Consider the following 14,328-nt stretch of genomic DNA (forward strand, 5'->3'; position numbering starts at 1 on the left):
TACTATTTTGACTTTTGAACTAGTAACAATCTCGGGAAGTATGGAGTGGCGGTCCGAAAAGGATGTTAGCGCGTAACAGTCTCAATATGAGTGATTTCGCCGTCGCGCATGTGGAGGATGCGATCGGCGATCTGGGCGGCCTCGGGGTTGTGGGTAATCATGAGGACGGTCTGGTTGAGCTCTCGGCTGGATTGGCGGAGCATCTTGAGCACGGCTTCTGAGTTTTTAGTGTCGAGGTTGCCGGTGGGCTCATCGGCAAGGACGATGGCGGGGCGGTTGATGAGAGCACGAGCGATGGCTACCCGTTGTTGCTCGCCGCCGGATAGCTCATTGGGACGATGGTCGAGGCGCCCCTGGATGCCGAGCATCTCGGTGAGGTGTGTGAGCAGGGGACGGTCGAGCTCTCGTTTGGTGGTGGCGCCGAGGTTGGCGATATCGTGGGCGATCTCGATGTTGCCCATCGCAGAGAGAGTGGGTAAGAGGTTGAAACGTTGGAAGATGAAGCCAATTTTGGCGCGGCGGGTGCGGGTGCGCTCGGCGTCGGTGAGGGTGGCGAAGTTGATGCCGTCGATGAGGACCGAGCCAGTCGTAGCTCCAGTGAGGCCGCCGAGGATGTAGAAGAGGGTGGATTTGCCAGAGCCTGAAGGGCCGACGATGGCGACGAACTCGCCGGGGGTGATGGCGAAGTTGACCTTGCGGAGAGCAGGCACCTCGAGCTTGCCGGAGCGATAGGTTTTGCCCAGATCGCGGGCGAGGATGACGGGTGTTGGGGCGTTGCCATCGGGCGTCAAGTGTAGAAGCGTTTTTGAGGAGGAGTCGGGCTGGGGGGACAACGTGGAAGAATGAGAAGACATGTATGTCTATGAAGTTTATCGCGAACGGGGTCGGCGGTGAGGCCATCGGAGCTTTTGCTATGGGGATTGGCAGCCTGGACGACTCTGGGATTGGCTGGGGTTGGGTTGTCGCGGTTGCGGGGTGAACAGCTTCGAGTGCGTCGTGGAATAGCCTGGCTGGCCGGAGTCTGGGCGATGTATCTCGTGGTGCTGATAGGAGTTTCGCTGGTGCAGAAACAGAAGGTGGTGGCGGTGGGGCAGCCGCAGTGTTTCGACGATATGTGTTTTACGGTGACCGGGATAGAGGAGGTAAAAGGATTTTTGATTCACGATGAGCGGCGGCTTTTGCGAGTGACAATTCGGGTTACAAATCGGGGACATTCGGGAGAGAGGGATGGATTGATACAGGCTTATCTGGTGGATGCGCAGGGGCGGCAATGGGAGGAGTCGACTGGAGTCAATGGGGTGGGGCTGACAGCAAAGGTGGCCAGAGGAGACTCTGTGATGAGTCAACCGGTCTTCAAGGTGACAGGCGATGCCACGGGATTGAGGCTGGTCTTGACCCATGGGTGGAAGCAGCCAGGCGTATTGGTGATTGGTGACTCTGATAGTCTGCTGCACCGGAAGACGGTCGTGGAACTTGGGCGCTGATGGAGGCTTTGGTTACTGCGAGATAGAGGCGTTGCAGCAGTGGACGGCGTGTGTAAGTTACCGCAGGTCTAAGTAAAGAATTACTGCAGTGGTATGTGCCGCGAGAGAACTTTTCCCTTGAAAATTGCAAGTTGGTGCATGGTGGGAAAAAGCAATGCGAAATCTCCTGTGGAATGCGGGGAAAAACGTTGGCAGGTGGATTGCATATATGGGAGTGTCGGAAGACGGACGAATACTTCTGAAACGGGCTCTATCTGTCGTGCACTATATCAACGCAAGACAGAGATGACATTCATTAGTAATAACGGGCTTCACGCACGAAAACATTCACGAACGCGATTGGCTTGAACGACGGTCTCATCGCATGCAGTCCTTCGCTTTTTACGTTTTGCGCTGGTTTCATTTCAGCTTGAGTTGAAGCCTTAATCCCAACATCCCGTGATAGCCCAGCTGCGTCGACCCAAACTCGGCGCGTTTGCAGTGTGGTGCGTCAAAAATTGTCCCCTATGCAGCCGGCCTGCTGCGTAGACGGATGCGCTCGTCCAACAATGCCAAGGAGGCAGAAGTGAATAAACTCATTTGCACTCTCGTTACCGCATCGGTTCTTGTCGGCGGCTCCGCCTACGGCCAGAACAAAGCCACAAATGATAAGCATGGGAAGCAGGCTCTCCGCGACAGCCAGATGGATAAAGTTACCGCCGCCGGCGAAGAAAATTCTTCGATTGCGGCCAATAACTCAACCGTCACTGAAAACAACTCAGGCTCGGTGAGTCTCGCTGGAACCTCGCTGATGGGTGCCAGTGGCATCAACATCGTGAGCTCGACTGACAGCCTGGTAGCAAATGGCGTCAACGTTTACGACACCAGTGCTACCTCCAGCAAAGGATCCGATGTCACGCAGGCCAACACCATCGATCAATCTGAAAATGCGACTGCGACACTGGGCAGTTACCGTCGCGGAGAAAACAGCCAGCTAACAGTTGACAAGAGCACGAATGTGAGCAAGTCCAATGCATTTTCGGCGAGCCTTAACACCTCGCTGAATGCCAGCACGACCGATACCTTTGCCAAGACGAATGACCTGACCAAGAGCAAGAGCTACACTGACACCTTCAGCAATGTGAAAACGGCGGCCGCGACGTTGAACGCCAATGAGACGCTTGCAGATAGCGCAAACAGCACGTCTGCCAGCGATGCCACCGCCAATAGCTCCACGGCGGCGACAGGCGGCAGCGCTTCGACAACGGGTAACTCGACGTCTAGCAACAGCGCATCGAGCGGCGGAAGCACCTCGTCAAACACCGGCTCTGCGACGAGCGCCACGCATGCTTCTAACGGTGGAACCGCCACTAACGGCACCAACGATAACTCCAACACCAATACGACGGGCTCGAACGACACCGCTGCGTTGGGAGCTACCTTAAACCTGTCTTCGAACAAGAGCAACAGCGTTGATAAGACGTCGTCTTTGACTCATGACAAGAGCGTATCGAATGACTTCTCTACCAGCCTGGCAACAACCCTCGCGTCGACGGCGTCGGACACGAAGTCCTTCACGTTGGCGAAGACCAAGATGGTGACGAAGGATATACAAGGTGCTGTTGCAGTCGATGATGCCGATGCGACAAACATCGCAGTGGACGGATCGACCATTAGCGACACCAATACCTACAGCGTATCTCTCGCCGGTTCGGCAGAGCAGAACGCGAAGGCGATCAACATCGTAAATGCAGCCGGCGGCATGGTTGGGAATGGCGTGAACGTTGCTCACTCAACAGGCGTGAATCCGGTTCCGACTTTGAGCCAGGTCAACAGCATCACGCAGTCTCACTAAGAACGACGACAGGACGGGGCTCCGCACTAGCGGTGGAGCTCCTGCCTGTGCTTTCACTCGGCTTCAAGGAGGATGTATGCGTCGTCTCTTAGTGATTGCGAGTCTTGCGCTGCTATCTACTGCAGGACTGGCCCAAAGCTCAACCAAGCATGCGGGCCAACCGCTGAACGACGCTGCCATGGATCGAGTCACGGCAGCGGGCGTTTCAGCGACTTTGTCGAATGGAGTCTTGCAGTTTCAAGGATCGGCAGCAACTGCGAACGGCCTGGTGACAGGTGCGGGTACATTGCAGGTGTTGACCGGGCCGCTGACCTCAACGACCAACATGGGCACGCTGACGTTGAATGGCAGCGCGCAACAGAATCTGAGTTCGCTGGTGAACATCAACGCGGTGAACTCCAATATCAATGTGCTGCTGAACCTGAACGTCAATATGAACTCGACGGTCGGGTCTATTGTGCAGTCCAACCTGAACGGGAAACACTAATGAATTGTCTTCGATCAATACTTGCTGCCGGACTGGTAAGTCTTGTTCTCTTCCCCGCCCCCGCACGCGGCCAGAATATTGGCAGTGCGACGGGGGTGCAGGGAAGCAAGAACATTCGAAGCCTGAAAGAGATTCGTGACGAGGGCGTGGTGAAGCAGCGTTGGGATGTGAGTTGCGGCGCCGCGGCATTGAGCACGCTGCTCACATACGACTTCAAAGACAACACGCCCGAGACTTCGATCGTGGTTTGGCTTCTGCATCGCGTGGACGCCGGTCGAGTGCGTGCACGCGGCGGATTTTCTCTGCTGGACTTGAAGCACTTTTCCGAGGCTCGCGGATACCACGCTGAGGCTTTCAGCGGCATGTCGATCGAGGATCTGGCACTGGAAAAGACTTCGGTGATAACGCCGATCAGAGTGAAAGGCTTCGACCACTTTGTGGTGGTGAAGGGGATCTACGCCGGGCATGTGATTTTGGGCGATCCAGGCTTCGGCAATATGACGATGCGGGTGGACCGGTTTCAGGCGTTGTGGAAGAACGGCATTGTGTTCGTTGTTCATCCACCGGACGACAGAATGATTGGGGAACGAAATCTACCGGCGGCAGCTGGACTCGTGCCGGATGAATCGCTGATCTCGCGCAAGATCGGGGTTACGGCTCCGAGCAACTATTTGTACTGAGGGAAAGGTGCGTCAATGTTGCTGCGAAGATTTTTACCAGGCATTGTGTTGGTGGCGGTTGGCGCGGGACCGCTGCTGGCCCAGACAACACCCACTAAAGGACAATCGCAGCCACAGGAGGTCGCCAAGGCCACGACCCCGGGGAAAGATCCAACTGAATTGAAGCTCCAGGAGGCGCTGCGAGAGCGCGATGCCATCATCCGCAATCTGTTGGAGCGAATGAATGAGTTGGAGTGGCGCGTCAATGGTGGATATACCACTCCGGCCAGAGCGGATGAGCGTCCTACATTGCCGGCTGCTTCAAGCAGTCGCGTGATCAATTCGGTAGTTGCGACCTCAACCTACGACAACACGGAGCGGCAGGCGACGGAGGCACTTGACCAGGCTCTGATTGTGCGTGGGGGATTGCTGCTACCTTCCGGGACGCTGGAGATCGATAATACGACCTCTTATTTCAGCGCCTCGTCGGACCATGTGACGGTCAATGGGTTTGCATTGCTGCCGGTGCTGGTGGTGGGCGACATCGCTTCAGAGCGTGTGCGGGAAGACTACCTGTTGCCAAATATGACGGCGAGACTGGGGCTGCCACATAAATTCCAACTTGATTTCACTGTTCCCTACGGATATGAGCTCATTCGGACAGTGGATGCAAACAATATCCAAACGTCATCCAGCAGTTTTGGGTTGGGCGATATATCTGCGGGACTCTCGAGGCAGCTGACGAGCGAACATGGAAAGATTCCTGACATGCTCGCGAATGTGCGCTTCAAATCGACGACGGGAAAAGATCCGTACAACCTGGAGAGCAGCCAGGTGGCGCTTGGGACTGGGTTCAATTCGATAACGGGAAATCTGACGGTGGCGAAGTCCAGCGATCCTGTGGTGTTCTTTGGCAATCTTTCGTATACGGCTAATCTGAAAGGGGATCATACGGTTTCAGCAAACGATCCAACCAATCCTGCTGCGACTATGGTAGGGCACTTCAATCCGGGCGATGCGATTGGTTTCCAGCTTGGCTCTATTCTGGCGCTAAATCCAGAGGTGTCGATGACTGTGGGATGGGATCAGCGATTTACGCGTAGTACCTCGCTGAACGGAGTAGATATTCCGGCGTCGTACTTAGTGGAGGGTTCGCTGCGACTGGGAACGAGCTATGTGTATGCTCCGGGCCGCACGATTGATCTGAGCTTTGGTGTGGGTCTGACACCGGACACGCCGAATCTGCAGTTTTCTGTGGGTGTGCCATTTCGATTGGGGCTGTGGGGGCAGAAACCAAGGAAGCTAGACGTGCATTAGGCCTGATGCGGGGAAGGTCATGCGCGATCTCCGGCAGAGAGGAAGAGAGACTGAAGGGTGGCGTCCTCGAGGAAGCTGATCTCAAGACGTATGGTCACGATCTGGCCAAGGTCAGCCGGGGTGGTGAGGTTCTTTCTGCAGGTGCAGAGGTGGGTAAAGCCGAGGTGTCCGGCACGGGTGAGCTCGAGGCCCGAGGCGATGATGGATGCGTAGAGGTCGATGACGGCGCGGAGTTGAATCTCGACGCGGAACTCCATGGTGGTGGGAGAGAGTGTTTTGCGGTTGAGGATCCAGCCTCCGCAGTCTGCAAAGGCTGAGGTGAGCGAGGGCAGGATACCTTGGCGCTCTTCGTAGCTGAAGCCCTGAATATCAAGCGATTGCATGGGATGTTTGAGCCTCTGCCGATCGAAGTGTGTTTGCCGATAGCGTGTTCATCGGAAGGGGAGGGGGGAAGCGTGAGCCTCAGACGGGGTACGGTGGTCATGTGGATATTCGGATTTGATGATGTTGAAAAGAGATGACTTGGGTTAGCGATTCGTGAATCTTCATGTTCCGTTGCTGTTTGTATTCCGTTGGCTCCGCAGGTGTAGGAGGATAGTGGAGCGAGGTCTTTATGGTGCTTGGAGTGGGAACGGATCTGATGGAGACGAAACGGATCGAAGTGAGTATCGACCGGTTCGGAGAACGTTTTTTGGAGCGGGTCTTCACCACGGGAGAGATCGCTTACTGCATGCGCAAGAAGAAGAATGCGGCTGAGAGCTTTGCGGCTCGGTTCGCTGCAAAAGAAGCCGGAGCAAAGGCACTGGGGACGGGGATCAGCCGGGGAGTTACGTGGAAAGAACTTGAAGTTCGACGCGAGGCGAATGGCCGACCAACCCTGCATTTGAGTGGACGTGCGGCAGAGCTGGCGGGGGCAATGGGAGTGCGCAGGATGCAGCTAAGCCTGACCCATAGCCGAGAGTTGGCGATGGCGGTCGTGGTAGTGGAGGATTGAAACGCAATAGGTTGTGGAAGTTGAAACCAATCCAGCGATTCGCGCATCCATTCGGAATCGAGCACTTTAACGCGATGCGGTCCTCTTGAGTTTTCTCGATCAATGGGGTGCGAGGGTAATGTATTCTCCTAGTTACTGACACCCTGATCGCGCTAGAGGTGGGAGCGGCAGTGTAACGCCGTGTCGGTAGATTTTTGTAAAAACGATCTTTAAGGAGAGCTATGCCCAGCCAGCAGGAGGTACGGTGGTCGCAGTTGAAGGTGGGCGTGATTGTACTGATTTCGACGATAGTGCTGGTGACGCTGTTGTTCCTGATGACGAGCTCGTCGGGGCTGGGAATTTTCTCGCATAAGCTGACGGTTACGACGTTCTTCGCAAACTCGGCCGGGCTGAAGACAGGGGCAGCGGTGAACCTTGAGGGCGTGACGATCGGGACGGTGAAAGCGGTAACAATTGATAATGCGCCCGAGCACAAGCTGACTCCGGTGAAGGTTGTGATGAAGATGAACGAAAAGTTCGCCACCAACCTGAAGAAAGACTCGAAGGCTTCCCTGTCGACGGTGGGAGTGCTGGGCGATACGGTGGTGGATATCAACAGCCAGTTCGCCGTCGGGCCGCCATTGCAGGACGGAGATGTATTGAAGACGCTGGAGACGCCCAGTTTGACCGATGTGGTGAAGGCGAGCCAGGGGACGATAGAGAGCCTAAACGTGATTCTGGCGAAGGCGAATGTCATCGTCGACAACATTCAGTCTGGGAAGGGCACCATTGGGCAGCTGATCAATAATCCTGATCTGATTAACAAGGTGAATAATACTGTCGATCAACTGCAGAAGCTTACGAAGAATTTGAATGCTGGGCAAGGGTCGGTCGGCAAGTTGTTGACTGACGACACGCTTTACAACAACCTAAATGCGACAGTTGCCAAGCTGGAGAATATTGCCGATGGCATCAATAGTGGCAAGGGGACCGCAGGTAAGCTCATCAAGGACGAGACCCTTTACACAAATCTGAACTCAAGCTTGGCTCATGCAAACTCCTTGCTGGCTGACGCCGACGCGGGCAAGGGGGGGCTGGGTTTGATGTTGAAGGATCCTAAGTTTCGCCAGGATCTGAGCAACACCCTGGCTCAGGTGAATACGTTGGTGACTGGCGTCAATGATGGTCGTGGCACTCTCGGTAAGCTGGTGACCGACGACGCTGCTTACACGAACCTGAATAAGTTGCTCGAGGCGAGCACTGACCTGGTGAAGACGATTCGAAGCGATCCGAAGAAGTATTTGACGATTCATCTCAAGATCTTCTAGAGAATATGCTGCGCGGATTGAAGGGTTCGGGCTTTGGCCTGAGCCCTTTTATTTGGTGGGACACCAACCCGCGATGCGCTGTCTTGTCTTCGCAGGATCAGCTTTTTGGGAAAGAGAGGTCGTAAGTGCGGGACACCTTCTCCTCCAGTTCTGAGGGGTATGGTTCCTACCGGGCTGGGGCTGAGACGGTAACCATGGCGTGGTGACTGGCCGCAAGAAGGATAGATCAGTCAGAATGAGCGCCATAAGTGGCACAAAGTCGCGACAGCTTCTACAATAAGCGAAGGAATCGTACCCTACAGAGTTGCTCGCGGCAAAAGGTGGACGGAAGACGTTCATTGGCGAGGATTAAGGAAGCGCATGAAGTTGAGCAGGATTGGCCGTGTATCAATGGCCTTGGTAGTGTCCGTAGCGATGGGTCTGGGCATGACGGCGTGCGGTGGTGGCACGATTGGGTTCATGTGGGTTCTTGGAACGCAGTACAACCAGATCGCAGGCTTCAAGATCGATGACTTCACGGGAAACCTGACAGCGATTCCTCACTCGCCGTTCACCTCTGGCGGGGCGAACCCGGTGTCGATCGTGGTGAAGCCAGGCGGCCGCTTCATTTATGTGGTCAACAGGGGCGGCGGGAACGGACCAGCCGCCGGTTTGCCATGCGGTACCGCTGGCAGCATCAGCGAGTTCAGCGTTGGCGGACAGGGTGTGCTGACCTTCCAGCAATGCTTCCAGAGCCAGGGGACCAACCCTGTGTGGGCGGCTCACGATACGACGGGGAACTTCCTGTATGTTTTGGACCAGCAGGCTCCACCACCGACCGCGACTCCGGCCAACCCCAATCCACCGGCTCCTCCGAATGGGGACATAACTGTATTCTCGATCGATCCAAATACAGGTCGGCTGACTCTGGTGTTGAACCAGCAGATCAAAGATCCGGTGACGGGTCTGCAGATTACATACTTCCCAGTTGGGGAGACGCCGACGATGTTGGCTGTAGCTGGCTCGTGCGTGCTTACGCTGAACGCAGCCGACCAGACGGTCTCACCCTACGCTGCAGGCACAGCGGGACAGTTGACGCTGACGACAACGCAGAAGTTCAACTCGGGAGCGGTTCGGCCGACGTCGATTATTACAGGCGGAAGCAACATCTATATCACCGATGCAGGCGCCCCGAACGCGAACAGCCCTGGACAAGTTCTTCCCTTTACGGTCGGCGCCACCTCGTGTTCGTTGAACACGATCACGGGCGGAGCGGTTGGGAATATCTCTCCGGCGGCGAATCCGGTTTACTCGCTGGTTGATAGCAAGAATCGGTTTGTCTATGTTGCGAATCAGTCGACGACCAATACTACGAATCCAAACAGCTCGATTTCAGCATTCACTATTCAGACGACCGGGCAGCTGCAGGAGCTGAACGATCCCGGAAACAATCCGTACACCGTGGGCGCTGGGCCAGTTTGCATGGTGGAGGACCCGTCATTTCAGTACGTCTATACGTCAAATGGAGATGGAACGGTGACTGGCAAGCAGATCTCTACGACAGGCACGCTCTCGGACCTACGTCGAGGATCTACCTTCACGGCGACCGGACAAGCGACGTGCCTCGCAGTAAGCGGAAACGTAGACTAGCTGGCAGGACGGCAGCTGGAGAACCAGGGCAGGGTGTCGACATGAACCCTGAGTATCGGGACAGCAGGAACGGGCGGAAACGATTTGCCCCGGAGTTAGGTAAGCATGAAGTGGAATAAGATGGGCCGCGGGACAGTGGCCTCGATTTTGTCTTTTGCGTTAGTGAGCGTTACGGCATGCAGCCGTGATTACACGCTGGCGTATGTATACGTGACGACTGCAAAACCGTTGACGAGCTCTTCTCCGAACGGTGGGATCAATGCGTACGCTGTGGACTTCCAGATCGGCTCGTTGACACCACTGGCGGATTCACCGATACCGGCCGGCAGAAATCCCGTGACCCTTGTGGCTTCGCCGAATGGGTTGAATCTCTATGTCGTCAATCACGACGACTCGACGATCGGTGAGTATGCGATTGGGACCGATGGAAAGATTTACCTGCAGAACACCTACAACGTGACGGGCAGCAACGCTACCTCGATTGGAATGGATGCGGCGGGAGCATTTCTTTACGTCACATTCCAGTATCAGTTAGGTCCACAAGGACAGCAGCTTTACTCGACCGCGTCGCCTGGGCCCGGTGGGGTGACGATCTTCCCGATCAATAAGGACGGTTCGCTGGGAACGGCCGTTGCAAATACGACGATTGGGACGACGACCTCTCGGAATTACGTTCCGGTCGGCAATACTCCGTTTGGGATTGTGGTCAGCCGTCCTCGTTGTGAGCCATCGGCTTCTTACAATGCGGGCAATCCAACTTGCACGTTGACGGACGGTTCAGGCTCGGGCCTCCAGACCGTATTCGTGTACGTTATCGATCAAGAGACTCCGACGACACCGAAGGCTGCGTTGCTCGGGTTCTCCCAGAACATGTCGACTGGTGTGTTGACTCCTACGAACGGCACAACGATCACGACCGATGCTACGGGCAAGACAGTGGCGACTGGTTTTGGTGCGGGGACCACGCCGAGTGCCATTGCCGAAGATCCCTCATCCCGGTTCGTGTATGTCACGGATCAGGCTCAAAACGTGCTGTTTGGAAATACAACCAATGCGGATGGCTCGTTGACGCCGATGGTAAACAACCAGTTTCCGACAGGCATATTCCCAGTCGGAGTAACGGTCGATCCGCGGGGCAAGTTCCTGTATGTTGCGAACTTCTCGTCGGGCACAGTTGGCGCGTATACGATCGACCAAAACTCAGGGAATCCGACTGGGGCAATTGGATCTGCTTCGACGGCTACTGGGACAGGTCCCACGTGTGTGACGATCGAACCGGCTTTGGGCATTTATCTCTATACATCGAATAACCTGGAGGGCGACGTCTCGGCGATGCAACTGGCTCCTCAGAATGGAACATTGAAGCAGGTGCAGAATACGCCGTTCCCTTCGGGCGCACTGCCTACCTGTGCGGTGGCTGTAGCGAATGGTTCTCATCCGACACAGATCATCGTTGAGTAGTGCTAGTTTGTTCTACGCGAAAGCCCCGCGAACGCGGGGCTTTTTGCTGCGCAATTCTCGGAATGAACCTATTCGTGGACCGAACAACCGGCAATGCTGAAGGAATCTGTGTCAATCCCTGTCGCGGAAATCTTGCTTAGGAAGAAGACAAAAGGGTGCGGTCTTTGCGTGAGAATCGGCTAAGGATCGCCCGGCGAGCGGGAACTTCGACAAAGTGGAAGGTAACCAGAGCAAGCAGGATGAGAATTCCGTAAGAGAGCCATGGGTCAAAAGCGAGCAGATGCAGACGCTCCGGAACATGATAGGTGTGAATCAATTGGAAGACATTGAAGTGAAGGAGGTAGAGGCAATAACTGCTTTCGCCTATCAGCAAAAGTGGACGCCATGAGAAGACGGCCGAGATCGCATGAGGACCACTGAGGCCGAGCATCAGTGCGGCGAAGATCGGGGTCATGAGACCGCCGTGCATCAGGAGGTACGGCGTGCGAAGAACGAGGGTGTAGAAGAAGATTCCGACGAGCGCCAGGCTGATGAAGGATAGTGCCAGGCGTCGACGTGGGGTGATAGTCAGGGCGTGTTGGAGTTTGCCGAGCGTGACGCCAATGAGGAAGGTGCAGACGTAGGGGAGTGGGGTGTACTTGAGGAATCGGATGAGTTGGGTGGAACTGTAACGGTCAACTGGGCCAACGATGTGATCGGGGTTGAGCAAGAGGTAGAGCGAGTGGGGGATCAAGCCAATGATCCAGAGCGCTAGAAGGAGAAGGATCAATCGCGCCGGCTTCTTGGGCCACGGAAGGCGAATGAGCCAGGGGAAGGCTGCGTAGAGCACTACTTCGCTCGAAAGGGTCCAGGCAACGGTGTTCCAGAAGGTGGCGACGGAGGGGCTCCAGCCCTGGAGGACGAGAGGAGTGAGGATCATTCCCTGCCAGAACTCGTAGTGGGAGCGGGCGTGCCACTCGTCCTGCACCATGCGGAAGGAGATGAGGAGAACGAGCAGATAGACGGGGTAGAGGCGGGAGAAGCGGGCCAGCCAGAACTCGCGCTTGACCAGAGTCTTCGCGCGATCGGCGTAGTTGTAGGTGAGCACGTAGCCAGAGATGAGGAAGAAGACGCCGACGAAGACGTAGCCGTTGTTGATGATCGGGTAGAGGAGACCGAGGTGCGGCGGCGTGAAGTGAAAGAGAATGATGAAGATGGCGAGTAGGGTGCGGATGCCTGTGAGAGCCGGCAAAGGTGGTTTGCGAGCGGTGACGGTCGCATGTGGGGGGGCAGTACTCTGCGGTTGCTCGATCTCTGGTTCCAGAAGGATTGGGTTCACACGTTGATCCTGCTTGAGTAGGATGCCGCTGGGGTTCAACTTTATCTAACGCCGCTTACTAGGATTTGACGTGGGCACGGGCGATTTAGATGACAAATTCGACGTCAGGCGAACAGGAGGCGGCAACGGCAAAGCAGATCCTGCTGCGATTGAGGAGTTGGAGGAACTTTGCTTGAGGGAGGTCATCCGACTCAGGCTGTAACTAGAGAGCCGATCTTCTCGCCGCTGACGACGCGTACGATGTTGCCGGGTTCGCGCATGCTGAAGACCATCATGGGCATGTTGTTGTCACGGCAGAGGGATACTGCAGTGGTGTCCATGACACGGAGGTTCAGGCGAAGCATCTCGCTGTACGTGATCTGATCGAATTTTGTGGCTTTGTCGTCGACCTTCGGGTCGGCGGTGTAGATGCCGTCGACGGAGGTGGCCTTGAGGAGGATGTCGGCTTTGATCTCCATAGCGCGGAGGCTGGCGGCGGTATCGGTGGAGAAGAACGGGTTGCCGGTGCCGGCTGCAAAGATGACGATGCGGTTCTTCTCGAGGTGGCGCATGGCGCGGCGCCGGATGTAGGGCTCGGCGACCTCGTGCATCTCGATGGCGGACATAACGCGGCAGAAGAGGCCTAGCTTCTCGATGGCGTCCTGGAGGGCGATGGCGTTGATGACGGTGGAGAGCATGCCCATGTGGTCGGCGGCGACACGGTCCATGTCGATGGCCTGCTGGGCGACGCCACGGAAGAAGTTGCCTCCACCAACGACGATGCCGATCTCGCAGCCAAGGGCGTGAACTGCGGCGATTTCGGCGGCGATTTTGTGGATGAAGACGGCGTCAATGCCAAAACCTTTACCTGCGGCCAGAGCTTCGCCTGAGATCTTGAGAAGGACTCTTTTGTACATGTCAGAACTAAGTATCGCATGGTGCAGGGTCGAGATTATTGGGCGATTAAATTCGTGGTCATAGACGGCTCGATTCAGAATTTGTTTACAACTTTGGAGGCACTTGTAAATATTGTGCACAACTTTGCGGGGTAAGGTGGGTATTGAAGGGTGCGGGCACGATACGACGCAGCCCAAGGAGAATGGTAGATGTTTAACAAAGTACGTTTGATGATTTTGACCGCTGGTATTGCGGCGGCAGCGGCCCCGATGACGATGCAGGCAGGAGAGGTTCCTGGACCACACCCGGCTTATTTGCATGCTCTCAGTGATCTGCGCGCGGCACGCCATTATCTGAACGATGGATGGGCGTGGGGTCCAGTGAAGCATGACGATAATGAGGCGATTAAGCATATCGACGCGGCGATCGATGAGATCAAGCGAGCCTCGATCGATGATGGCAAAGGTCTGAACGATCCCTTCCACATCGATACAGGTTTGAGTCCTCATGATCGGTTTCGGAAGGCTAATGAACTGCTCTTCGCGGCCCACCGCGATCTGGATCACGCAGAGGATGTTCCGCAGGCACATGGGCTGCGGGATCGCGCGATCTCGCATATCGACACCGCGCACTCGATTGTCGACAACGCGGAGCGTACGGCTCACTGGGAGTAGTTGCTGTTTACTCAAACAAGAGAGGGGAGCGTAATGGCTCCCCTCTTTTGTTTGCCGTGAAGCGCGCCGGATCGATGTCTGTCGATCTTTCTTGTCAGCTTGCAATGGAGATACCCCTCCCCCTCCCCTTAGAGGGTATTTTGTGAGGATGTCTTTTGCTTTGTTCGGGTTACAGCGGTATGGTGTCTGCAAAATATTCATTCTAAATGGGTTACGTGCAAAATACTTGTTTTCAATAATTTGTGCGCGAAATAGAAAAGGCCTCGAGGATCGCTCTCGAGGCCCTTC

The 14,328-nt window shown here is 55.7% G+C and carries 14 protein-coding genes; 10 read left to right on the plus strand and 4 right to left on the minus strand.

All coding sequences use genetic code 11. The annotated features are described in order from the left end of the window. Nucleotides 1-65 precede the first annotated feature (65 nt). Nucleotides 66-854 carry an ABC transporter ATP-binding protein gene (locus RBB77_RS22465; RefSeq protein ID WP_353063929.1) on the minus strand — a complete coding sequence of 263 codons (789 nt, stop codon included), beginning with the start codon at nt 852-854 and terminating at the stop codon, nt 66-68. A 66-nt stretch (nt 855-920) separates the two neighbouring features. On the opposite strand from RBB77_RS22465, the gene RBB77_RS22470 reads away from it, so the two are divergent. The 5 genes from RBB77_RS22470 (at nt 921) to RBB77_RS22490 (ending at nt 5,781) form a co-directional block, all read left to right on the plus strand. Next, nucleotides 921-1,484 (plus strand): hypothetical protein, encoded by a 564-nt coding sequence (locus RBB77_RS22470; RefSeq protein ID WP_353063930.1) that lies wholly within the window; start codon nt 921-923, stop codon nt 1,482-1,484. Between the two features lie 565 nt (nt 1,485-2,049). Further along, entirely contained in the window at nt 2,050-3,318 is a 1,269-nt protein-coding gene (locus RBB77_RS22475) for a hypothetical protein (protein ID WP_353063931.1), read from the plus strand. Nucleotides 3,319-3,394: 76 nt separating this feature from the next. Then, on the plus strand, nt 3,395-3,805 hold the full coding sequence (locus RBB77_RS22480; RefSeq protein ID WP_353063932.1) for a hypothetical protein: 411 nt from the start codon (nt 3,395-3,397) through the stop codon (nt 3,803-3,805). Beyond that, nucleotides 3,805-4,485, plus strand: a complete 681-nt coding sequence (locus tag RBB77_RS22485) for a C39 family peptidase (RefSeq protein ID WP_353063933.1) — start codon at nt 3,805-3,807, stop codon at nt 4,483-4,485. The genes RBB77_RS22480 and RBB77_RS22485 overlap by 1 nt, the downstream gene beginning before the upstream one ends. 15 nt (nt 4,486-4,500) lie before the next feature. Then, the gene (locus tag RBB77_RS22490; RefSeq protein ID WP_353063934.1) at nt 4,501-5,781 is read left to right on the plus strand and encodes a transporter; all 1,281 of its coding nucleotides are present in this window, start codon (nt 4,501-4,503) and stop codon (nt 5,779-5,781) included. A gap of 17 nt (nt 5,782-5,798) precedes the next feature. Here the strand turns inward: RBB77_RS22490 and RBB77_RS22495 are convergent, their stop codons facing one another. Then, nucleotides 5,799-6,164, minus strand: a complete 366-nt coding sequence (locus RBB77_RS22495) for a hypothetical protein (protein WP_353063935.1) — start codon at nt 6,162-6,164, stop codon at nt 5,799-5,801. 230 nt (nt 6,165-6,394) lie between these two features. On the opposite strand from RBB77_RS22495, the gene acpS reads away from it, so the two are divergent. From acpS to RBB77_RS22515, 4 genes are all read left to right on the plus strand, one after another. Further along, complete coding sequence (gene acpS / locus RBB77_RS22500) at nt 6,395-6,775, plus strand: holo-ACP synthase (protein ID WP_353063936.1); 381 nt, start codon at nt 6,395-6,397, stop codon at nt 6,773-6,775. Nucleotides 6,776-6,996: 221 nt separating this feature from the next. After that, nucleotides 6,997-8,082, plus strand: a complete 1,086-nt coding sequence (locus RBB77_RS22505; protein ID WP_353063937.1) for an MlaD family protein — start codon at nt 6,997-6,999, stop codon at nt 8,080-8,082. Between the two features lie 390 nt (nt 8,083-8,472). Beyond that, the gene (locus RBB77_RS22510; RefSeq protein ID WP_353063938.1) at nt 8,473-9,711 is read left to right on the plus strand and encodes a beta-propeller fold lactonase family protein; all 1,239 of its coding nucleotides are present in this window, start codon (nt 8,473-8,475) and stop codon (nt 9,709-9,711) included. A 105-nt stretch (nt 9,712-9,816) separates the two neighbouring features. Then, entirely contained in the window at nt 9,817-11,172 is a 1,356-nt protein-coding gene (locus RBB77_RS22515) for a lactonase family protein (RefSeq protein ID WP_353063939.1), read from the plus strand. A gap of 136 nt (nt 11,173-11,308) precedes the next feature. Here the strand turns inward: RBB77_RS22515 and RBB77_RS22520 are convergent, their stop codons facing one another. After that, the gene (locus RBB77_RS22520) at nt 11,309-12,490 is read right to left on the minus strand and encodes an acyltransferase family protein (protein WP_353063940.1); all 1,182 of its coding nucleotides are present in this window, start codon (nt 12,488-12,490) and stop codon (nt 11,309-11,311) included. A gap of 191 nt (nt 12,491-12,681) precedes the next feature. Further along, nucleotides 12,682-13,386, minus strand: coding sequence for a UMP kinase (pyrH, locus tag RBB77_RS22525; protein ID WP_353063941.1), 705 nt, complete (start codon nt 13,384-13,386; stop codon nt 12,682-12,684). Nucleotides 13,387-13,575: 189 nt separating this feature from the next. Here pyrH and RBB77_RS22530 point away from each other — a divergent pair, with 189 nt between their 5' ends. Next, nucleotides 13,576-14,040 carry a hypothetical protein gene (locus tag RBB77_RS22530; RefSeq protein WP_353063942.1) on the plus strand — a complete coding sequence of 155 codons (465 nt, stop codon included), beginning with the start codon at nt 13,576-13,578 and terminating at the stop codon, nt 14,038-14,040. Nucleotides 14,041-14,328: the final 288 nt, after the last annotated feature.

The sequence above is a fragment of the Tunturibacter psychrotolerans genome (assembly GCF_040359615.1).
Taxonomy (GTDB): Bacteria; Acidobacteriota; Terriglobia; order Terriglobales; family Acidobacteriaceae; genus Edaphobacter; species Edaphobacter psychrotolerans.